The sequence below is a fragment of the Niveispirillum sp. GW835-FHT14G11 genome (assembly GCF_058793615.1).
Genome location: NZ_JBXAFZ010000002.1, coordinates 498,771 through 518,420 on the forward strand (window position 1 = coordinate 498,771; position 19,650 = coordinate 518,420).

At 66.4% G+C, this 19,650-nt stretch carries 16 protein-coding genes and 1 riboswitch; of the genes, 7 read left to right on the top strand and 9 right to left on the bottom strand.

The window, feature by feature from the left end; translation table 11 throughout:
* The first annotated feature begins 25 nt into the window (after nucleotides 1-25).
* Together AC1Q7F_RS05610 and AC1Q7F_RS05615 are read left to right on the top strand one after the other, a co-directional pair.
* Nucleotides 26-2,050 carry an alpha-glucosidase gene (locus tag AC1Q7F_RS05610; RefSeq protein WP_492504663.1) on the top strand — a complete coding sequence of 675 codons (2,025 nt, stop codon included), beginning with the start codon at nucleotides 26-28 and terminating at the stop codon, nucleotides 2,048-2,050.
* 177 nt (nucleotides 2,051-2,227) lie between these two features.
* The gene (locus AC1Q7F_RS05615) at nucleotides 2,228-3,451 is read left to right on the top strand and encodes an MFS transporter (protein ID WP_492504665.1); all 1,224 of its coding nucleotides are present in this window, start codon (nucleotides 2,228-2,230) and stop codon (nucleotides 3,449-3,451) included.
* A gap of 166 nt (nucleotides 3,452-3,617) precedes the next feature.
* Here the strand turns inward: AC1Q7F_RS05615 and AC1Q7F_RS05620 are convergent, their stop codons facing one another.
* Genes AC1Q7F_RS05620 through AC1Q7F_RS05650 form a run of 7 tightly spaced genes read right to left on the bottom strand, consistent with a single transcriptional unit; the run spans nucleotide 3,618 to nucleotide 10,499 of the window.
* Complete coding sequence (locus AC1Q7F_RS05620) at nucleotides 3,618-5,063, bottom strand: FGGY family carbohydrate kinase (protein WP_492504667.1); 1,446 nt, start codon at nucleotides 5,061-5,063, stop codon at nucleotides 3,618-3,620.
* Nucleotides 5,056-6,456 (bottom strand): FAD-binding oxidoreductase, encoded by a 1,401-nt coding sequence (locus tag AC1Q7F_RS05625; RefSeq protein WP_492504668.1) that lies wholly within the window; start codon nucleotides 6,454-6,456, stop codon nucleotides 5,056-5,058. Before AC1Q7F_RS05625 ends, AC1Q7F_RS05620 begins: the two co-directional genes overlap by 8 nt.
* A 6-nt stretch (nucleotides 6,457-6,462) precedes the next feature.
* Nucleotides 6,463-8,028, bottom strand: coding sequence for a glycerol-3-phosphate dehydrogenase/oxidase (locus AC1Q7F_RS05630; protein WP_492504670.1), 1,566 nt, complete (start codon nucleotides 8,026-8,028; stop codon nucleotides 6,463-6,465).
* Nucleotides 8,029-8,086: 58 nt separating this feature from the next.
* Entirely contained in the window at nucleotides 8,087-8,461 is a 375-nt protein-coding gene (locus AC1Q7F_RS05635) for a hypothetical protein (RefSeq protein WP_492504672.1), read from the bottom strand.
* A gap of 21 nt (nucleotides 8,462-8,482) precedes the next feature.
* On the bottom strand, nucleotides 8,483-9,073 hold the full coding sequence (locus tag AC1Q7F_RS05640; protein ID WP_492504674.1) for a hypothetical protein: 591 nt from the start codon (nucleotides 9,071-9,073) through the stop codon (nucleotides 8,483-8,485).
* Nucleotides 9,054-10,058 (bottom strand): sterol desaturase family protein, encoded by a 1,005-nt coding sequence (locus tag AC1Q7F_RS05645; protein ID WP_492504676.1) that lies wholly within the window; start codon nucleotides 10,056-10,058, stop codon nucleotides 9,054-9,056. The genes AC1Q7F_RS05640 and AC1Q7F_RS05645 overlap by 20 nt, the downstream gene beginning before the upstream one ends.
* A 24-nt stretch (nucleotides 10,059-10,082) precedes the next feature.
* Nucleotides 10,083-10,499, bottom strand: a complete 417-nt coding sequence (locus AC1Q7F_RS05650; protein WP_492504678.1) for a hypothetical protein — start codon at nucleotides 10,497-10,499, stop codon at nucleotides 10,083-10,085.
* A 180-nt stretch (nucleotides 10,500-10,679) separates the two neighbouring features.
* On the opposite strand from AC1Q7F_RS05650, the gene AC1Q7F_RS05655 reads away from it, so the two are divergent.
* Nucleotides 10,680-12,080, top strand: a complete 1,401-nt coding sequence (locus AC1Q7F_RS05655) for a coniferyl aldehyde dehydrogenase (RefSeq protein ID WP_492504680.1) — start codon at nucleotides 10,680-10,682, stop codon at nucleotides 12,078-12,080.
* Nucleotides 12,077-12,988 (top strand): LysR family transcriptional regulator, encoded by a 912-nt coding sequence (locus tag AC1Q7F_RS05660; RefSeq protein WP_492504682.1) that lies wholly within the window; start codon nucleotides 12,077-12,079, stop codon nucleotides 12,986-12,988. The genes AC1Q7F_RS05655 and AC1Q7F_RS05660 overlap by 4 nt, the downstream gene beginning before the upstream one ends.
* Before the next feature lie 9 nt (nucleotides 12,989-12,997).
* Here the strand turns inward: AC1Q7F_RS05660 and AC1Q7F_RS05665 are convergent, their stop codons facing one another.
* Together AC1Q7F_RS05665 and AC1Q7F_RS05670 are read right to left on the bottom strand one after the other, a co-directional pair.
* A complete protein-coding gene (locus tag AC1Q7F_RS05665) occupies nucleotides 12,998-14,041 on the bottom strand; it encodes a threonine aldolase family protein (RefSeq protein ID WP_492504684.1) in 1,044 nt (347 codons plus the stop codon).
* 54 nt (nucleotides 14,042-14,095) lie between these two features.
* Nucleotides 14,096-14,202, bottom strand: a riboswitch (SAM-I-IV-variant riboswitch).
* Between the two features lie 100 nt (nucleotides 14,203-14,302).
* Nucleotides 14,303-14,953: a helix-turn-helix domain-containing protein gene (locus tag AC1Q7F_RS05670; RefSeq protein ID WP_492504686.1), complete on the bottom strand. Its 651-nt coding sequence runs from the start codon at nucleotides 14,951-14,953 to the stop codon at nucleotides 14,303-14,305.
* Nucleotides 14,954-15,110: 157 nt separating this feature from the next.
* Here AC1Q7F_RS05670 and AC1Q7F_RS05675 point away from each other — a divergent pair, with 157 nt between their 5' ends.
* The 3 genes from AC1Q7F_RS05675 (at nucleotide 15,111) to AC1Q7F_RS05685 (ending at nucleotide 19,637) form a co-directional block, all read left to right on the top strand.
* Complete coding sequence (locus AC1Q7F_RS05675; RefSeq protein WP_492504688.1) at nucleotides 15,111-16,130, top strand: dipeptide epimerase; 1,020 nt, start codon at nucleotides 15,111-15,113, stop codon at nucleotides 16,128-16,130.
* A 94-nt stretch (nucleotides 16,131-16,224) separates the two neighbouring features.
* Nucleotides 16,225-18,462 (top strand): TonB-dependent receptor, encoded by a 2,238-nt coding sequence (locus tag AC1Q7F_RS05680; RefSeq protein ID WP_492504690.1) that lies wholly within the window; start codon nucleotides 16,225-16,227, stop codon nucleotides 18,460-18,462.
* Nucleotides 18,463-18,533: 71 nt separating this feature from the next.
* On the top strand, nucleotides 18,534-19,637 hold the full coding sequence (locus tag AC1Q7F_RS05685; protein WP_492504692.1) for a dipeptidase: 1,104 nt from the start codon (nucleotides 18,534-18,536) through the stop codon (nucleotides 19,635-19,637).
* Nucleotides 19,638-19,650: the final 13 nt, after the last annotated feature.

Genomic DNA, 19,650 nt, shown 5'->3' on the forward strand with positions numbered 1-19,650 from the left:
TGGGATGTTGAGGGAAGGGAACAAGATGCATTTGATCGAAACGGGCGGTGGCTTCGACCTGATCCTGGCAGGTCGGCCCCTTCTGTGCCACCGGCCCGACGCGCCATGCCTCTATGTCGGCCACGGCGACCCGCGCGTGGAGATGTATCACGGCCATTTCGACATCGAAGACAATGTCATCGAACGCGTGGGCCTGCGCCATGCCACGGTCACCCGCGATGGTGAGGGATCCGCGCGCATCGCCCTGTCCATCGCCCCCTCCCTGCCGCCGCTGGTCACCCTGACCCTGTCGGGCGGGGCGCAAGATGCCCGCATCCGCATCGACGCCATCGACCCGGCGCTGAACCGCCTGTGGCTGCGGGTGGTTGCAGAGACGGACGAGCATCTGTGGGGCGGGGGTGAGCAGCTTTCCTATTTCGACATGCGCGGCCGCCGCTTCCCGCTCTGGACGTCGGAACCCGGCGTGGGGCGCGACAAATCCACCCTGCTGACCTTCCAGGCCGATCAGAAGGGCAAGGCCGGCGGCGATTATTACAAGACCAACTATCCCCAGCCCACTTACCTCTCGTCGCGCCGCTACGCCCTGCATATCGACACGACCGCCTATAGCGCCTTCGATTTCCGCAAGCCCGATTGGCATGAGCTGGAAATCTGGGCCGCCCCGGCGACGATCGAGATTTGGGCGCGTGATCAGTTCACCGATCTGGTCACGGCCCTGTCCGACCGGTTCGGCCGCCAGCCGGCCCTGCCCGACTGGATGCTAAAAGGTGCGGTCATCGGCCTGAAGGATGGGGACAGGAGCTTCGACCGGCTGGAGAAATATGCAGAAGCCGGGGCGGCCCTGTCCGGCCTGTGGTGTGAGGATTGGGTGGGCCTGCGCATCACCAGCTTCGGCAACCGCTTGTTCTGGGACTGGAAATGGAATGAGGCGCGCTATCCCGGCCTGGATGCGAAGATCAAGGACCTGCAGGAACGCGGCATCCGTTTCTTAGGATATGTGAACCCCTATCTGTGCGTCGATGGCAGCCTGTTTCCGCAGGCCGAGGCGGCGGGGTATCTGGCGAAGAAGCTGGACAGCGACGAGACCTATACGGTCGATTTCGGGGAGTTCGATTGCGGCGTGGTGGATTTCACCAACCCGGCCGCCGCCGACTGGTTCGCCGAACGGGTGATCGGGCAGAACATGCTGGATTTCGGCCTGTCCGGCTGGATGGCGGATTTCGGCGAATATCTGCCGACCGACATGCGGCTGTTCGACGGCACGCCCGGCATGCTGGCCCACAATGCCTGGCCCGTCCTGTGGGCGGAAGTGAATGCGCGTGCGGTGGCCAGCCGGGGCAAGACGGGCGAGGCGATGTTCTTCATGCGGGCCGGCTATAGCGGGGTACAGCGCCATTGCCCCCTGCTCTGGGCCGGTGACCAGTCGGTGGATTTCACCCGGCATGACGGCATCGGCACGGTGATCACCGCCGCCCTGTCATCCGGCCTGCTGGGCAACGCCTATCACCATAGCGACATTGGCGGCTACACCAGCCTGTTCGGCAATGTCCGCACGCCGGAACTGATCATGCGCTGGTCGGAAATGGCCGCCTTCACCCCCTTCATGCGCAGCCATGAGGGCAACCGCCCGCGCGAGAATGTGCAGATCGATGAGGATGCGCAGGTCCTGGCGCATTTCGCGCACATGACCCGCATCTATGTGCATATGGCGCCTTATCTGCGGGCCTTGTCGGAAGAGGCGGTGGCCACTGGCCTGCCCGTACAGCGGCCGCTGTTCCTGCATTTCCCGGACGACCCCGCCACCTATGCCCTTCAGGAAAGCTATCTCTATGGCGCCGACCTGCTGGTGGCGCCGGTCATCCAGCCGGGGGTGGATCGCTGGACGACATACCTGCCCGCCGGCACCAATTGGGTAGAGGTATGGACGGGTGCGACGCATGCGGGCGGGCGTGAGGTGAATGTGGACGCCCCACTGGGCAAGCCGCCGCTGTTCTATCGCGCGGGGAGTGAGTGGGCGGCGCTGTTCGAGGGGATAAGAGACGTCCATTAACTTCCCCAACCTCGTCATCCCGGCGCAAGCCGGGACCCAGGGGCCCCAGGCCCGACATCTCAGCAGCTTTGATCAATACGGCGTTGAGGGTTGATCCTTTGGGCCCTGGGTCCCGGCTTTCGCCGGGATGACGGGAAATGAAGATCGCATCAGGACGCCAACGATAGGACCCACCCCATGCGTTTCGGCCTTCACCGTACAATGCTGCTGGCGCTGGTCATGATGGCCGGCATCCTGAACTATACTGACCGGCAGATCATCGCCGTGCTGAAGCCGATGCTGGAACAGCAGCTGGGCTGGAGCGACGCCGATTACGGCATGCTGGTCGCCCTGTTCCAGGGGGCAGCAGCCGTGGCCTTCATCTTCGCGGGCTGGACGATCGACCGGCTGGGCTGGCGGATCGGCAACCCGGCCGCCGTGGGATCGTGGAGCCTGGCCGCCATCATCCATGGCATGGCCACGACGCTGACCGAGTTCAAGCTGGTCCGTGTGGCCCTGGGGGCGACGGAGGCGCTGGGCACGCCCGCCGCCGTCAAGACCATCTCCCTGTGGTTCCAGGCGCGCGAACGGTCGCTGGCCCTGGGCTTCATGAATGCCGCCGGCAATGTCGGCGCCATCATCGCGCCGCTGGTCGTGCCGGTCATCGCACTCTCGTACGGCTGGCGCTCAGCCTTCTACATCATGGGCGGGCTGGGGCTGGTCTGGGTGCTGGCCTGGTGGGCGCTGACCCGCCTGCCCTATTTCCAGACCCCGCCGACGCCGGCCGCGGTGACCGGTGGCGCGCGGGTGCCGTGGCGCACCGTGATGACCGACCGCCGCACCTGGGCATTCGCCGGCGCCAAGGTGTTTTCCGATCAGGTCTGGTGGTTCCTCTTGATGTGGATGCCGGACCTTTTCACCCGCGTGTTCGGGCTGGACATGCGCAGCTTCGGTGTGCCGCTGGCCACCATCTATGCCATCGCCGCCTGTGGCTCGCTGGCCGGCGGCTATATATCCGGCCGCATGCTGGCCGCCGGCATGAGCCTGAACCGGGCGCGCAAGCTGACCCTGCTGATCTGCGCCCTGCTGGTACTGCCGGTGCCGCTGGTGCTGCTGGTGCAGAATTACTGGCTGGCCGTGGCGCTGCTGGGCCTGACCCTGGCCGCGCACCAGGGCTTCTCCGTCAACCTGTTCGCGATTGCCACCGACATCGTACCCCAGGGCCGCATCGCCACGGTGATCTCCATCGGCGCGCTCTGCGGCAATCTGGCGGGCATGGCCATCCTGCAGGCGGCCGGCTGGGTGCTGGCGGCCGGCGGCTCCTACGCGCCGATGTTCGCGCTGGTGTCGGTGTCGTACCTGCTGGCCCTGGGCTGGCTGCACCTGCTGCAACCGGTGCTGAAGTCGGCGGAAGGGGCTTGAATAAACATCGACGGATGTCTTTTCCCGCCTTCCCGGCGAAGGCCGGGACCCAGGGGCCACAAGCAACACCTCTGCGCAGCGTCGCTCAACGCGGTTGAAAGGTCGGGCCTCTGACCCTGGGCCCCGGCCTTCGCCGGGGAGGCGAAAAGCGGTTCCAGACGTTGTCCTACCCCAACGCCACCTTGGCCCAGGCCTGATACGCCGCCTCCGCCTCGTCCGCACCCACGCGCGGCAAAAACGCCGCGTCGTAACGCGCAAAACGCGGCAGATCTCCCGCCGACAACAGCCCCACGCCCAGCCCGGCGGCGATGGCCGCGCCATAGGCCGTCGCCTCCCTCACCTTGTGCCGGCGCACCGGCAGGCCCAGCGCGTCCGCCTGTAGTTGCAGCAGCGTGTCGCTGGCACTGGCCCCACCATCGACGGGAAGGAAATCCGGCACCGTCAGGCCGGGCGTGGCTGCCATGGTGCGGGCGATCTCCCGGAAACGCATTGCGATGCCCTGCAACGCGGCACGGGCAACATGGGCACGCCCAGCCCCCGCATCCAGCCCGCCGATCAGCGCGCGTTCATGAAAACGTCCATGCGGCGCCCCCAGTCCCTGCAAGGATGGCCGCACCACCACGCCGCGCGTGTCGGATACCGACGCGGCCGCATCCGACAGGGCGGCGGCATCGGGGAACATCCCCATCTCCTGGCACAGCCAGGTGAGGAAGGCGCCGCAGGTGATGACCATGCCTTCCACGCACCAGGACACCGCGTCATTCCGCCTTGTCATGGCCTGGATGGGCACGGTGCGATGCGGGCTGATGGGACGGTCGCCGGTGGAGGCCATGATCACACCCGACGTGCCATAGGTGGCCTTCCACGCTCCGGCCGACAGGTCACCATGGGCCAGCATCCCGGCCTGCTGATCGGCCATCACCGCCGCCACCGGCACGGACGCACCGAACAGGGCCGGATCGCAGAGGCTGATCGGCCCCCAGCTGTTGGTGATGGCCGGGAACAGGCTGGCCTCCAGCCCCTGATGCGCGATCAGGGCCGGGTTCCAGCAGGCCCGGTCGGGATAGGTGATATAGCCCGACAGCCAGGCCGATCCGATATCGGTGACATGCGCCGCGCCCCCCGTCAGCCGGAAGATCAGATAGCTGTCCAGGGTGCCCCAACACAATTCCCCCCGCGCCATGCGGGCCCGCCCGTCGGGCACCAGATCCAGGGCCGCCTCCAGCTTCGCCGCCGGCACCTGCGGCCACAGTGTGAACCCCGCCGCGCGCAGCTGCTTGTACCGCTCCATGCCGCGCAGGTCGCTCCAGACCAGCACGGGCGCCACGGGCCGGCCCGTGGCGCGTTCCCAGAGCACGGTGCTGGACCGCTGCGTCGTCACCCCGATGGCGGCCACGTCGCGCATGGGACGCCCGGCCTGTTGCAGCGCGCGTTCGATCACCGACCGGCAGAGGACCCAGACCGTTTCTCCATCCTGCTCCACCCTTCCCGGTGCGGGGAAGGATGAGGGGATGGGCTGCCTGGCCCCCGCCAGCACCCTGCCCGCCGGATCGACCAGCAGGGCACGGGCACCGGTGGTGCCGCAATCGAGGGCCAGCAGCAGTTCAGGCATCTTGGATCAGGTTCCCCGGATTCATCACGCCATTGGGGTCCATGGCCGCCTTCAGGCGGCGCAGCAGATCCACGCCCGATGCGCCCAGATCATGCGCCAGATAGGGTTTGCGCAAGCGGCCGGCACCATGATGGTGGGCGACGCCACCGCCATGGCGGGCCGTGGCTTCCATGATGCGGTGCCAGCATTCGAAATAGGCGGGTTCCATGGAGCCTGTATCCTCGAATGTCGCGGCGAAGGAGAAATACAGGTTAATCCCGGACCGGTAGACATGGGAACTGTGAGCAGAGGCGTTGATGACGCCCTCGACCCCGTTCAGCCCGGCGATGACGTCATTGTAGATATCGGCGATCTGCGTCCAGCTGCCGGAGATTTCGGCCGTGTCGGCGACATAGCCGCGCTCGAACATGTCCTTCCAGGTGGGCACATGGTTGCGCCGGCGCAGCCACATCTCGGCCGCCGCCGCATCGCCCGGCTCCAGCCCGGCGCCCTTGGCGATGGCGGCCACGGCAGGAACCTCCGCCTCCACCCGCTCGCGCGGCCCTTCATGCACCATCAGCAGCATGGACTGACCGTCGCGCTGGAAATCCTTGAACAGGCGGCGCACCTCCCGCCCGTCATATTGGCGCATCACCGGCGGCTTCCAGTCGGCCTGGATGATGCGCCGCTGCGCCTCGAACCCCGCCTCCATATCCGGAGCAAAGAACACCGAACATTGGCGGAAGGGCGCGGCCCGGCGCAGGGACAGGGTGACGCCGGTGATCACCCCCATCGTGCCCTCCGCCCCCATCAGGATATGGCGCAGGTCCGGCCCGGCCGCCGCGCGCGGCGCCTTGCCCAGGGTGACGATGTCGCCATTGGGCATCACCGCTTCCACTGCGTAGATCATGTCCTCGATATTGCCATAGGCTGTGGAGAACTGGCCCGAGGCGCGGGTGGAGACCCAGCCGCCGACGCTGCTGATGCCGATCGATTGCGGCCAGTGCCCAATGGTCAGGCCATGGGCCGCCACCGTCTCTTCCGCCAGCAAGCCGTTCATGCCGGCATCGAAACCGGCCAGCAGATTGATCTCATCGATGAAGCGCACCGACGCCATGCCGCCCATATCCAGCAAGATGGCATCCGGCGTGGGCTCCACCCCGCCGCACACCCCGCTGCCCAGGCCGAACGGGATCAGGGGCACACGCACCTCATTGGCCAGCAGCACCACCTGGCGCACATCCGCCACGCTTTCCGGCCGCACGACGACGCCCGGTGCCGGCACCGGCTCCCCGCGCCAGTCGCGCAGATGCTTCACGCACCATTGATCGTAACGCCGCGCCCGCAGGGATTCTGCGTCGCCCAGCACCTTGTCGCGGCCGATGCGTTCGGCCAGTTGGTTGGCGATATTCATGGCTTATTATCCTCCCGCCTCGGGCGTCAGGGCCCGCCGGCTGTTCCGGTCCAGTTGCAGGCAATGATGGATTTCGGCGGCCCGACGGCGTTCGTCCCAGCCCAGCAGCCTTCCCATGGCATCGGCCGCCGGAGCCAGGGCGGCACGCCCCGCCTCCTTGTCGAACCAGGCCCGGGCACTGCGCCGGACCCAGTAATCCTCCAACGTCGCCGCCGCTTCATGCAGGACGGCATGGCGTGCCTCCGCCGCCACGTCGCCACCCCCAGCCCGGACCAACATCGCCTCCGTACCATAGAGCCGGTCCAGCCGGTCGTCGCCTTCCAGCGCCCGCTCCCCGCCCGGCAAAGGCAGGTCGGCCGTCAGGCAGGGGGGCAACCGCCGGTCAAGCCGGGCCGCGACGTCATCGACGATACGCGCCGCCATGGCGCGATAGGCCGACAGCTTGCCGCCGGCGATGGCGATGACACCGCTGGGGCCCACCCACATCTCATCCTTGCGCGACACTTCCGTGGCCTTCTTGCCGGCCTCCCCGATCAGGGGGCGGATGCCGGCCCACAAAGCCACGATGTCCTGGTCGCGGATGGGCGCCACATCCATGGCCGCCTCCGTCGCGCGCAGCAGATAATCGATGTCGGCGCGCCCGATCTCCGGCCAGTAATCGGTGCGGGAGTAAAACTGGTCTGTCGTGCCCAGATAGGTGAAGTCGCCGCGCGGTACCGCGAAGATATTGCGCTTGTCCGGTGCCCGCAGGATCAGGGTCGATGCCACGGGCAGCAAGGCACGCGGCAGCACCAGATGGATGCCCTTGGAGATGGCCAGCCGCCGGTCGCTATCCCCCGCCGCCAGCGCCCGGATGCCATCCACCCAGGGGCCGGCGGCGTTCACGATGATCCTGGCCCGCACCCGTGCCGCCTTGTCCTCCCCCATCAGGGTGGAGCGGGCGATCAGGCCCGTGGCCCGCCCGCCTTCCTCCAGCAATGCCTCCACCCGCGCATGGTTCAGCACCAATGCCCCGGCGGCGGCGGCGGATCGGATATTGGCCAGCGTCAGGCGGGCATCATCGGTCAGGAACTCCGGATAAGAGACGGCCCCGTTCAGCCGGTCACGGCGCAGATGCGGCGCCCGCCGGGCAACCTCATCCAGTCCCCAGACCTCATGCTGCTCTGCCGCCGGCACCCCGCCCAGCTTCTCGAAGCTCCACAGGGCGGCGCGCAGCTTGGCCTGGGTGGCGAGCGAGGTGGTGGGAATGACGAACGGGGTCAGCCGGGCCAGATGCGGGGCAATGCGGCGCAGCACCTGGCGTTCCGAGGCACTCTCCCGCACCAGGGCCACATCGCCCTGGGCCAGATAGCGCAGGCCGCCATGGATCATCTTCGATGACCGGCTGCTGGTGCCAGAGGCGTAATCCGCCGCCTCCACCAAAGCCACGGACAGGCCGCGCAGGGCCGCGTCGCGGGCAATGCCGGCGCCGGTGATGCCGCCGCCGATGATCGCCAGGTCGAAGACCTCATCCTCCAGCCGGGTGAAGGTGCTGGCCCGCTCCGCCGCGTTCAGGCTGGCCCCCGCAATCATCCCGTTCCTCCCGCCCTTGTCTTCTCGTCTTCCTCAGACGTTACGGGACTTGCGGGGCCTATGGTGATGCGTTCTGGGAAACAGCCCGGTCCCGCCGCATGGACAGCGCCGTCCAGATCGCACCGGCAAAATCCACCAGGCCGAACAGCACCAGCAACGCCGGCGCCAGCCCCGCCAACACCAGCCCGGCAAAACTGACCAGCACGATGGTGCGGGTGACGATGGTCATGCGCTGGAACGCCGGCTTGTCGGCCCCGGCATGATAATAGAGCGCCAGATTGAACACGATCACCCCCAGCACCCGGATCCACGGCTCCTGCGTCGGCGCCAGCCCCAACAGCCCCAGCAGCAGGTTGGGCACCAGCAGCAAGGTCAGGCCATTGGCCCCCAGATAGAGCGCGAACAGGCGGATTGTGCGGGCGGCGTGGAACATGATCGGCATCTCCGGTGATGATCAAGGAGCGCGAACAGGGGTGAGTGTTGCGGACGAGTAACCTCGCACCCCCACCGCCAGCGCCACAACCCATAGCGCCAGCCCCAGATGCAGCCCGATGATGCGGGCGTCCTGGTCCATCAGGCCGGGCACGCGGATCAAGGCGGCAATCACCACGCCCACCATCGACAGGCCCAGCCAGAACCGGCCCGGCCCGTACCGCATCAGCCGCACAATGCCCGCCAGGATGAACAGGCTGGCAAGCGGCCCGATCAGCGCCTTCTGCCCCGCCAGCGCCAGCCCGGCGACCAGCAGCACGGTCACGCCAACCACCAGCGGCCAGCGCCGCCCGCCCGGTATCAGGAACAGAGCGGCGGCGGCGGTCGCGAAGCCCAGCAGGGCGTAGAGATCGGATGCGCCCTGGTGCAAGGCCAGCAGCCACTCCCCCTCCACCCCGCCGAACCGCGCGGCGCCTGCCGCCGAGGGCACGGCCAACGCCAGGATGGCGACGGCCAGCAGGCGCGTTCCCACCCCGCCCGGCACCGTCAGCAGCATCCAGCCCGCCCACAGGCAGGCCAGCGCCAGAACCGCGTCACTCCCCGCCAGCAGCATCGGCCATCTCCCGCGTCATGACGGGCACCGCATGCGAGCTGGGAACGGGCAGGCCCGGCGTGCCGGCCTGATCGGGATGGCGGCGCAGATAGGCCGCCTTGATCATGTCGGTATCGTCGCGGCTGCCATCATGGCTCCAGCCCGGCGGGCCGAACAGATACAGGAACCGGTCCTTCAGGGACAGGCCGCCCTGCGCCTGATCCTTGACGATGCCGACGAACTCATGAAACGCGATGCGGATTGGGTTGAAGGTGCCCAGGTCGCGGACCAGGCCGAAGCGCACCGGGTCTTGGTCCTGTTCCGGCACAAAGGTACCGAACAGCTTGTCCCAGATGATCAGGGTGCCGGCATAGTTGGCGTCCAGATAGCGGGGGTTGGACCCGTGATGGACGCGGTGGTGCGACGGCGTGTTCATCACCGCCTCGAACCAGGCCGGCATGCGGCCGATGGCTTCGGTATGCACCCAGAACTGATACAGCAGGTTCAGCGACGAGGCGAAGATCAGGATGGCCGGGTGGAAACCCAGCAAGGCCAGCGGCAGCTTCAGCACGAACAGGCCCAGCACCATGCTGGTCCAGGGTTGGCGCAGCGCCGTGGCGAAGTTGAAATGCTGGCTGGAATGATGGACGACATGGCTGGCCCACAGCCAGCGGATCCGGTGCATGAAACGGTGCGCCCAGTAATAGCGCATGTCATCGATCAGGAAGCAGGCCACAATCGCCCCGATCGACGTGCCCAGGTCGAACAGCCGGTGTTCATAGACCCAGAACATCACCGCCGATACACCACCGCCGATCAGCAGCCCGGACAGCATGGCGGCGAAGACCGACCCGACCCCCATGGCCATGCTGGCGGCACTGTCGCGCGTCTCGTACTGCGCCTTCACCAGATGCAGGCGCATCAGCACCAGTTCCAGGACCAGCAGCAGCAGATAGATCGGGCTGGCCAGGGTGGCGACGTCAGGATAGCTGAGATTGTCCGGCATCGTTTCCTCCCGGTTTCCAAGTTTTTATTTCTGCGGCAGGGCATTCAGCCGTTCCTGCCAACGCGCCGCATCGGCCGGGTCCGTGAAGACCAGCCGGAAGGCGGGGGCGGTGAAATCGGCCAGAGTCAGGCTCAGGGCACCGTCGCGCAGCGTCCAGCGCCGAAGACCGCCATGCCCCACCACCCGCGCCGCCCAGAATTGCCCCATGGGCAGCAGCAGGCCGAACCGGTCGGCCACACCCAGATCGACCAGGGCGGACCGACCGTCGCGCGACAGGGTTGCCCCCGCTGCACCGGCATCGGGCAGCAGTTCGCAAAAGCGGCGCAGGGCAGCATCAGGGTCGGCCAGGGGGACGATAGCGCTCCGGCCCAGCCAATGATGCAGACCGATGATGAACAGGATGAAGATTGTGCTGCCCGCAATCAGATAAAGAAGTGTCATCAGGTTCCGCCTCTGCAGCCCTGGCGATCATATTCGGCGCGGGGGTTTCCCGTTCTTGCCAAAAACTCATCAGGTGATGCAGGACGCGTTATGCATCAAAGGGCAACCGGTGATGTATGATGGGGATAAGCAAATCATCAGGGCGCATCGCCGACAGGGCGCCGCCGGGGGAGAAGCCGAATGGTGGACTTGGATGGCCTGCTGGAGGTCCAGCGTCTGGCGGTATTGCGCGACGGCGCGCCCGGCCTGAAGGACCGGCTGGCGGCCCTGGACGGGCTGGCCGCCCTGGTCCGTCGTCACCGCGCCGATCTGATCGCCGCCGTCAGTGCCGATTTCGGCAACCGCGCCCGGCAGGAGACGGAGTTGGGGGAGTTGATGCCGCTGCTGAACGGCATCCGGCATGTCCGGCGCCACCTGAAGGGCTGGATGAAGGCACAGCGGCGGACCGCCGGTCTGGCGTTCCAGCCGGCCGGCGCGCGGGTGGAGTATCAGCCGCTGGGCGTGGTCGGCATCCTGGCGCCCTGGAACTATCCTTTGTTCCTGACCCTGGGGCCGCTGGTCGATGCGCTGGCCGCCGGCAACCGGGTGATGATCAAGCCGTCGGAACTGGCGCCGCGCACAGGCGAGATGCTGCGCGTCCTGCTGGGCACCCTGTTCGCCGACGACCGCGTGGCCGTGGTGACCGGCGGGCCGGAGCTGGCGCAAGCCTTCTCCCGCCTGGGCTTCGACCATCTGGTCTTTACCGGATCCACCCGCGTCGGCCGGGCGGTGATGCAGGCGGCGGCGGGCAATCTGACGCCGGTGACGCTGGAACTGGGCGGCAAGTCGCCGGTGCTGGTCCTGCCCGACTATCCGCTGGACAAGGCGGCGCGCACCATTGCCATGGGCAAGTTCTTCAATGCCGGCCAGACCTGCGTGGCGCCCGATTATGCGCTGGTGCCACGCGACCGGCTGGACGGGTTCGCCCAGGCCCTGATGCAACGCGTGGAGGCGATGTATCCCGCCATCCGCGGCAATCCGGACTATACCAGCATCATCGCCGAGCGCCACCATGTCCGCCTGACGGCGATGGTGGCCGAGGCAACGGCGGCGGGGGCACAGATGCTGCGCCACCGCGATCCCGGCGACGCCGCCACCCGGCTGTTCCCACCCACCCTGCTGATCGACCCGCCGGTGGACAGCGCGGTGATGCGCGAGGAGATTTTCGGCCCCATCCTGCCCATCATCCCCTATGAAAGGGTGGAGGATGCGATGGCCTTCGTGAATGCCAGGCCCAAGCCGCTGGCGCTCTATTGCTATTCCGACGATGGGGAGCAGGTGGCCAGGGTGCTGGACGGCACCCGTTCCGGCGGGGTCACGGTAAACGCCACCATGCTGCATGTCGGGCAGGAGGATCTGCCGTTTGGCGGCGTAGGCGAGAGCGGTACCGGTGCCTATCACGGCCATGAAGGGTTCCTGCGCCTGTCGCATGCCCGCGCGGTCTTGCATATGGGGCGGTTCAACCCGTCGCATCTGGTGGTCGCCCCCTATGGCAGGATCACGCAATGGGTGACCCGGCTGTTCATCGGGGGGCCATCATGAACCTGCGCCGACTTCAGCATTTCGAGGCCCTGTACCGGCTGCAAAGCTTCGCCCGTGCCGCGGACGAGCTGGCCATCACCCAGTCGGCGCTGAGCCGCAGCCTCCAGAAGCTGGAGGAGGAGCTGGGGGCGCTGCTGTTCGACCGCACCACCCATTATGTCCGCCCCACTGATGCCGGCGACCGGTTGATCCGGCCGGTGCAGGATGTGCTGGCCGCGACGGAGAACCTGGACAGTGCCGCCAACCAGTTGAGCCGGCCGGGGTCGGGCAATGTGCGCGTCGGGGTCGGTCCCTATCCCATGCATCCGCTGCTGACCCGCGCTATCGGCCGCTTCGGTGCGGCCCATGGCGGCGTGCGGGTGACGGTGACGGGGGGGACCGCCGACGTGCTGTTGCAGGGGCTGGTCGACCGGTCGCTGGATCTGGTGGTCTGCGATATCAGCAAGTTCGACGGATCGGCCTATGCCGACGAGGTGGTGGTGACCGCCCTGCCGCGCGAACCGCTGATGCTGGTCACTGCCACCGCTCATCCGCTGCCGGACGGGCGGGAACGGCGCGACGCGGTGGTGGAACGGCCTTGGGCCCTGCCCCGGCCGGCACCGGGCAGCGAACACCGCTTCGCCGCCCCGCTGCGCGCCCGCATCGCCCAGCGCAGCTTCCCCAATTACGAACTGGACAGCACGCTCGCCTGTCTGGAGGTGGTGCGCCAGGGCCCGGCCATCACCGTCGTGCCCCGGTCGCTGGCGCTGTCGGCCTGCCGCGACGGCGATCTGACCGCCTATGCGATGCCGGCGGGCGAGCAGACCAATGACGGCATCCACCTGCTGCGCAACCGCAGCCAGAGTGCCGCCGTCACCGCGTTTGTAAAGATGCTGCGTGAGACGGCGCAGGCGCTGGTGGCCGGGTGACGGGCCAAGTCATGGCGCGGCCGCCGCCAGCGACCGCAGATCATTGATCAGGGCCGTCACCCGTTCCGGATCGGCGTCCCAGGCGAACATGAAGCGGGCGGCACCGCCGATGAAACTGTAGAAGCGCCAGCCGCGCTGGCGCAAACCGTCCAGCACCGCCGCCGGTGCCGTGAGGAACACGGCATTGGCCTGCACCGGATAGGCGGCCGCCACCCCGTCCAGCCCCATCACCGCCCCGGCCAGCCGGGCAGCGCAGTCATTGGCGTGGCGGGCATTGTCCAGCCAGGCGCCGCTTTCCAGCATGCCGACCCAGGGGGCGGCCAGGAACCGCATCTTCGACGCCAACTGCCCCGCCTGCTTGCAGCGCCAGTCGAAATCCAGCGCCAGGTCGCGGTTGAAGAACAGGATCGCCTCCCCCACCGCCATGCCGTTCTTGGTGCCGCCGAAGCACAGCACATCCACCCCGGCCTTCCAGGTGATGTCGGCCGGCGCGCAATCCAGCGCCGCACAGGCATTGGCGAAGCGCGCGCCATCCATGTGCAGGCGCAGGCCCAATTCGCGGCAGACCTGGGCGATGGCCTTGATCTCCGCGATGGAATAGACCAGCCCGGTTTCCGTGGGCTGGGTGATGGTGACGGCGCGCGGCTTGGGGAAATGGATGTCGGACCGGCCGGTGGCCAATGCCCGCACCCCATCGGGCGTCAGCTTGCCGTCCGGTGTGGGCGCCACCAGCAGCTTGGACCCGTTGGAGAAGAATTCCGGCGCCCCGCATTCATCCGTCTCCACATGGGCGGAGGAGGAGCAGATGACGCTGTGATAGGACTGGCACAGGGCCGCCAGCGCCAGCGAATTGGCGGCCGTGCCGTTGAAGGCGAAGAACACTTCGCAATCGGTACCGAACAGGGTGCGGAAGGCATCGGCCGCACGGTCGGTCCATACATCATCGCCATAGGCCGGCACATGGCCCTGATTGGCCGCTTCCATCGCGGCCCAGGCGGGCGGGCAGATGCCGGCATAATTGTCGCTGGCGAATTGCTGGGGAAATTGCTGCATGTCCGACGTCCCTTCCGGCTTGTTCCTGCCTTCGAGTGACGTGACGACGCGCGTGGGCTTCCCGTTTTTTGCCGGTCCGGCCACATCCCTCCGTGATGGAGGCACCACCTTGCCCGGGAGCAGGTTGGTGTCGGGCGTCGGCCCGACTCTCGATGCATGGCAGGCTGATTAGCCGGGCGCGGCCGGATTGGCAATCTGCGAAATTTTCCGATCAGGCATGCGGCCCGTTCGGAGAATTGCGATCCTGATCAGGATCAACGTTTACGATGCCAGCTGTTCGTCGTGCAGGGAGAGAAGCGACTGCATCAGCTCCTCATCGGCACTGGACATGATGGCCAGCACCTCCGCCTCCTCACACCCTTCAGCCACCAGATAGGCGTGGCCCATGGTGCTGTCGATATAGATGGATTGCCCCTGTTCCAGGATGACGGGATCATAGAATTCGGTATTCACCACCACGCGTCCCTTCAGGACGAAGATGAATTCCTCTCCGGAATGGTGGACAAGCTGGCCGAACTGCTTCGATGTCTTCGATCTGATCTTGGTCAGGACCGGGATCATCCGTTTCCGGCGCAGTTCTGTGCAGAGATAATAATAATCGTAATTATCGGTTTCCACCCGGACGGCCCGGTCCAGATCGCCGAAGCTGCGCCGTGCCGTCACCGCGGCGGGCGACGGATCGCCCTCCGGCTCCGCAAACAGCTCCGACATGCGCACGCCCAGCCGCCGGCTCAATTGCTGCAATTTATCATAGGTCAGGGTCAGCCGGTCATGCTCCACCTTCGACAGGGTGGAGACCGGTATCCCACTTTTCTCGCTCATTTCCTTGAGAGTCCAGCCTTTGCGGGAGCGCAGGCCACGCAGCAACGCACCGAGGGTGGGGAGAGCGGAGGACAAGTGCACATACTCCATTGACGAATTTTCTGATCAGGATCATATTGTCCCAATCAGGACAAATTGAGCGGGTTCAAGAAGCAATTCTATGGCCAACCGGCCGGCAGGGCAATCCGGCATTCAAGGAAACAAGCCCGCCGCGGTGGCGGCACCCCCGAACAACGGTGATCGAGTAATGGCACGACTGAACATGACGGTCGCGACCGAACGGTTGCGTCTGGCCCAACCTTTCCGCATCTCCGGCTATGTGTTTGAACATTCCGACGTCATCGTCGTGACCCTGTCCGACGGCGACCATCAGGGCCGCGGTGAGGGTGGCGGGGTGTTCTTCCTGGGCGACGATGTCGCGCACATGACCAGCCAACTGGCCGAGGCCCGTACCGCCATCGAAGCCGGGGCGACGCGCGCGGAGCTGCGCCAGATTCTGCCGCCCGGCGGTGCCCGCAATGCCGTGGATTGCGCGCTGTGGGAGCTGGAGGCGGTGCGCAGCGGCCGGCCGGTGTGGGCACTGGCCGGGCTGACAGAGCCCAAGCCCCTGCGGACGACCTTCACACTGGGCGCCGACACGCCGGCGGTGATGGCGCAGGGCGCGAAGAACTATACCGACGCCAAAGCCATCAAGATCAAGCTGACCGGCGATCTGCCCCTCGACATCGCCCGCGTCCAGGCGATCCGCGCCGCCCGGCCGGATGCCTGGCTCAGCGTCGATGGCAACCAGGGTTTCAAGATCGACCAGTTGGACCCGCTGGTTGCCGCCCTGGACGCGGCTGGCATCGCCCTGCTGGAACAGCCACTGGCGCGTGATCGCGACGCGGATCTGGAGGGCTATAGCGCCCCCATGCCCATCGCGGGGGATGAGAGCATCGTGTCGCTGTCCGACATTGCCGGCGCCGTCGGCCGATTCGATATCATCAACATCAAGCTGGACAAGTGCGGCGGCCTGACCGAAGGGCTGCTGATGGCGGCACGGGCACGCGAACTGGGGTTGGGCGTGATGGTCGGCAACATGGTCGGCACCAGCCTGGCCATGGCCCCGGCCTTTGTCCTGGGCCAGCTCTGCGACATTGTCGATCTCGATTCCCCCATCTTCCTGGCCCGCGACCGCACGCCCGGTGCCGTCTATCGCGATGGCGACATCCATGTCGGCGCAGAGGTCTGGGGCACGCGTGACGCAGCGGATCGGAAAAATCTTTGACACATCGTAAAAATGGAAAATAATGTTCCGAACAGGATGATGCCGACCCAAACAAGCCAAAATACGCAAGCCGGGTCAAAAACGGGAGAGTTTCATGGGGATGCTTCGTAATACGCTGCTGCTGGCCACCGGTATGATGGCCGTCACCGCACCGGTCCTGGCGCAAGGCCAGCCGACCTCATCCTCCGGCATCCTGCTGGAGGAGATCATCGTTACGGCGCAGAAGCGCCGGCAGACGCTGATTGATGTGCCGCAATCGGTGTCGGTGGTCACCGGCGCCACCCTGGAAAGGCAGCAGGCCAATACCATCCAGGATTACCTGAACCTGGTGCCCGGCCTGCAGCTGGCCCAGGACACGCCCGGCCAGGGCCGTCTGGTGATGCGCGGCGTCAATACCGGCGGTGTGGCGTCGACCGTGTCGGTCTATATGGACGAAACGCCGTTCGGCTCTTCCACCGCGCTGGCCAACGGCGCCATCCTGGCCGGTGATTTCGACACGTTCGACGTCGCCCGGGTAGAAGTGCTGCGCGGGCCGCAGGGCACGCTCTATGGCGCCAGCTCGCTGGGTGGTGTTTTGAAATACATCACCAACGAGCCCGACACGCAGGCGGTGGAAAGCCGGTCACGCGTGGGCGTGGAAACGGTGAAGGGTGGCGACCTGTCCTATTCCGGCAATACCCTGGTCAATATGCCGATGAGCCCGGATTTCGCGGTCCGCGCCTCGGGCTATTACCGCAAGACCGGCGGCTTCATCGACAGTATCGGCACGGCCGGGTCGGACCGGGAAAGCAACATCAATGACAGCCAGAGCTATGGCGGCCGCGTGTCGGCGCTCTATGCGCCGGATAACGGCTTCTCGCTGCGGCTGAGCGCACTGTTGCAGGACATCAAGGCCGATGCGCCCAGCACGGTGGAAAGCGATCCCGACAGCATCGCCCTGCTCTATGGCAGGCCCACCTACTCGCAGTTCCTGCCATCCTTCCGCGACATCCGCTACCGCGTCTATAACGGCACGGCCAAGTATGAGGCGGGTTTCGCCGACATCCTGTCCTCCACCAGCTTCTCCTCGCAGAAGCAGGCCAGCCGCACTGACCTGACCCATAACCTGTCCGGCCTGATCAACGCCGTCTTCGCTACGCCGAACGAGATTTATCTGGGCCAGGATACCAATGTCGAAAAATTCTCCCAGGAACTGCGCCTGACCTCGTCGCAGGCGGGGTCGTTCGAATGGCTGGTCGGCGGCTATTACGTGCATGAGAAGGCGCTGATCCGGCAGGGCTATTTCGCTGTCCAGCCCGGCACGCTGAACCCGATCACCACCCTGCCGCTGCTGGCCGATGTGGAACTGCCGTCCAAGTATGAGGAATTTGCCGGCTTCGCCAATGCCACCGTGCATCTGAACGAACAGTTCGATGTCGATTTCGGCGCCCGCTATAGCCATAACCGGCAGTCAGCCAGCCAGACCACCGATGGCGTCCTGGCCGGTGGCGCATCCTCTTATCCCGATGTCCGGTCGTCGGAAAACGTCTTCACCTTCTCCGCCGCCCCGAAATTCAAGCTGTCGGAGAATGCGTCACTCTATGTCCGCGTCGCCAAGGGCTATCGCCCCGGCGGCCCCAACGCGCTGCCGCCGGGGGCGCCTGCCGACACGCCGCGCCAGTTCGACAGCGACTCGCTGATCAGCTATGAGGCCGGTGCCAAGGTGCAGTCGCCCGACGGCATGTTCAGCGGCGAACTGTCGGTCTTCCATCTGGATTGGCGCGATATCCAGCTGATCGCCGTCATCAACGACTATGGCATCAACATCAATGGCGGCAAGGCCAAGAGCGACGGCGCCGAAGGTACCGTGACCTTCCGTCCCATGCGCGGCCTGGAACTGTCGGCCAACGCCGCCTATACGAACGCCAAGCTGCTGGACGACACCACCCCGGTCATCGGCGGGCTGGATGGTGACCGCCTGCCCTTCACGCCGAAATTCAGCGCCGCCCTGAATGGTGACTATAGCTGGGACCTGACCGGTGACATCACCGCGTCGGTGGGCGGTTCGGCGCGTTTCCTGTCCAAGCAATATGGCGGCTACGACGCCGCCTATCGCGCTGCCAATGGCCATCAGCGGCAATTGCCCTCCTATGAGGTGATCGACCTGCGGGCCGGGCTGGATTTCGGCAGCTTCACGCTGGATGCCTATGCCAGGAATGTCGGCAACAGCAAGGGCCGTACCTCCACCGCGTCGGTGACGGCCAATGGCGGGCCGGTCAATCCCGGCGGGGCGCTGGCCACCGGCATCATCCGTCCACAAAGCTTCGGCCTGACCATCTCCACAAGCTATTGACGCGGGTGCGGCGGATGTCGGTCCCTGTCTCGGCAACGATCAGGACCGGCATTCCCGCCGCAGGAGACAGCATGTCCCACGCCACCGATTTTCATCGCCGCCTTCTGACCCTGGATGCCCATCTCGACACACCGATCCATTTCGCCCGCGACGGCTGGCATTTCGATGAACGGCATGAACTGGCCGATGATGTCGCCCAGTTGGACATGCCGCGCATGCAGGGCACCCTGTCCGGCGGCTTCTTCGTCATCTACACCGCCCAGGGACCACTGACGGCGGACGCCTATGCCGGGGCCCTGGCCTCTGCCCGCCGGCGCTCCCGGGAGATCGATGAGGCGCTGGCCCGCTTCCCCGACCGGATCGGGCCGGCGACCACCGCCGCCGATGCCATCCGCCTGCAGGGTGAAGGCAAGATGGTGGCCTTCCGCAGCATCGAGAATTGCTATCCGATCGGCGAGGATCTGGGGCTGCTGTCGGAATTCCACGCGCATGGCGTGCGCATGGCGGGGCCGGTGCATGTGCGCGCCAACCAGCTGGCCGACAGTTCCACCGACACGCCCCGTTGGAACGGCCTGAGCCCGCTGGGCGAGGGCTGGGTGGCGGAGATGAACCGGCTGGGCATGGTGATCGATGCCAGTCACGCATCGGACGCCGCCTTCGACCGGATGCTGGCACTGTCCAAGGCACCGCTGGTCCTGTCCCATTCCGGCACGCGCGGCTTCTACGATCATCCGCGCAACCTGGATGATGACCGCATCCGGGCACTGGCCGCCAAGGGCGGGGTTATCGGCTTCACCACCATCTATCTGTCCGCCATGCATATGCCGGCGGAACGCGCCGGCCTGTTCCGCACCATGGGTCATATCGGCGACCTGTCCCCAGCCGAACAGCTGGATCTGGCCCGGCGCTGGAATGCGCTGGAAGCCACCGCCCCCATGTGGCGGGCTGATTTCGAGGATTACATGGCCGCCCTGCTGCACACGATCGGCGTGGCCGGCGTCGACCATGTCTGTTTCGGTGCCGACTGGGATGGCGGCGGCGGCGTTGACGGTTTGCGCGACGTCACCGCCCTGCCCCGCGTCACCCAACGGCTCGCGGACGCTGGCTTCTCTGAAACCGACCTGGAGAAGATGTGGAGCGGCAATCTGTTGCGGGTCCTGTCGGCCGCCGGATGACGGTCCATTCTTA

Bases quoted from the DNA above. Each gene is read 5' to 3' on its own strand.
- AC1Q7F_RS05680 (WP_492504690.1), top strand. From the start codon at position 16,225: ATGGGGATGCTTCGTAATACGCTGCTGCTGGCCACCGGTATGATGGCC.
- AC1Q7F_RS05615 (WP_492504665.1), top strand. From the start codon at position 2,228: ATGCGTTTCGGCCTTCACCGTACAATGCTGCTGGCGCTGGTCATGATG.
- AC1Q7F_RS05685 (WP_492504692.1), top strand. From the start codon at position 18,534: ATGTCCCACGCCACCGATTTTCATCGCCGCCTTCTGACCCTGGATGCC.
- AC1Q7F_RS05655 (WP_492504680.1), top strand. From the start codon at position 10,680: ATGGTGGACTTGGATGGCCTGCTGGAGGTCCAGCGTCTGGCGGTATTG.
- AC1Q7F_RS05670 (WP_492504686.1), bottom strand. From the start codon at position 14,953: ATGGAGTATGTGCACTTGTCCTCCGCTCTCCCCACCCTCGGTGCGTTG.
- AC1Q7F_RS05620 (WP_492504667.1), bottom strand. From the start codon at position 5,063: ATGCCTGAACTGCTGCTGGCCCTCGATTGCGGCACCACCGGTGCCCGT.
- AC1Q7F_RS05665 (WP_492504684.1), bottom strand. From the start codon at position 14,041: ATGCAGCAATTTCCCCAGCAATTCGCCAGCGACAATTATGCCGGCATC.
- AC1Q7F_RS05645 (WP_492504676.1), bottom strand. From the start codon at position 10,058: ATGCCGGACAATCTCAGCTATCCTGACGTCGCCACCCTGGCCAGCCCG.
- AC1Q7F_RS05660 (WP_492504682.1), top strand. From the start codon at position 12,077: ATGAACCTGCGCCGACTTCAGCATTTCGAGGCCCTGTACCGGCTGCAA.
- AC1Q7F_RS05640 (WP_492504674.1), bottom strand. From the start codon at position 9,073: ATGCTGCTGGCGGGGAGTGACGCGGTTCTGGCGCTGGCCTGCCTGTGG.
- AC1Q7F_RS05635 (WP_492504672.1), bottom strand. From the start codon at position 8,461: ATGTTCCACGCCGCCCGCACAATCCGCCTGTTCGCGCTCTATCTGGGG.
- AC1Q7F_RS05675 (WP_492504688.1), top strand. From the start codon at position 15,111: ATGGCACGACTGAACATGACGGTCGCGACCGAACGGTTGCGTCTGGCC.
- AC1Q7F_RS05625 (WP_492504668.1), bottom strand. From the start codon at position 6,456: ATGAATATCGCCAACCAACTGGCCGAACGCATCGGCCGCGACAAGGTG.
- AC1Q7F_RS05650 (WP_492504678.1), bottom strand. From the start codon at position 10,499: ATGACACTTCTTTATCTGATTGCGGGCAGCACAATCTTCATCCTGTTC.
- AC1Q7F_RS05610 (WP_492504663.1), top strand. From the start codon at position 26: ATGCATTTGATCGAAACGGGCGGTGGCTTCGACCTGATCCTGGCAGGT.
- AC1Q7F_RS05630 (WP_492504670.1), bottom strand. From the start codon at position 8,028: ATGATTGCGGGGGCCAGCCTGAACGCGGCGGAGCGGGCCAGCACCTTC.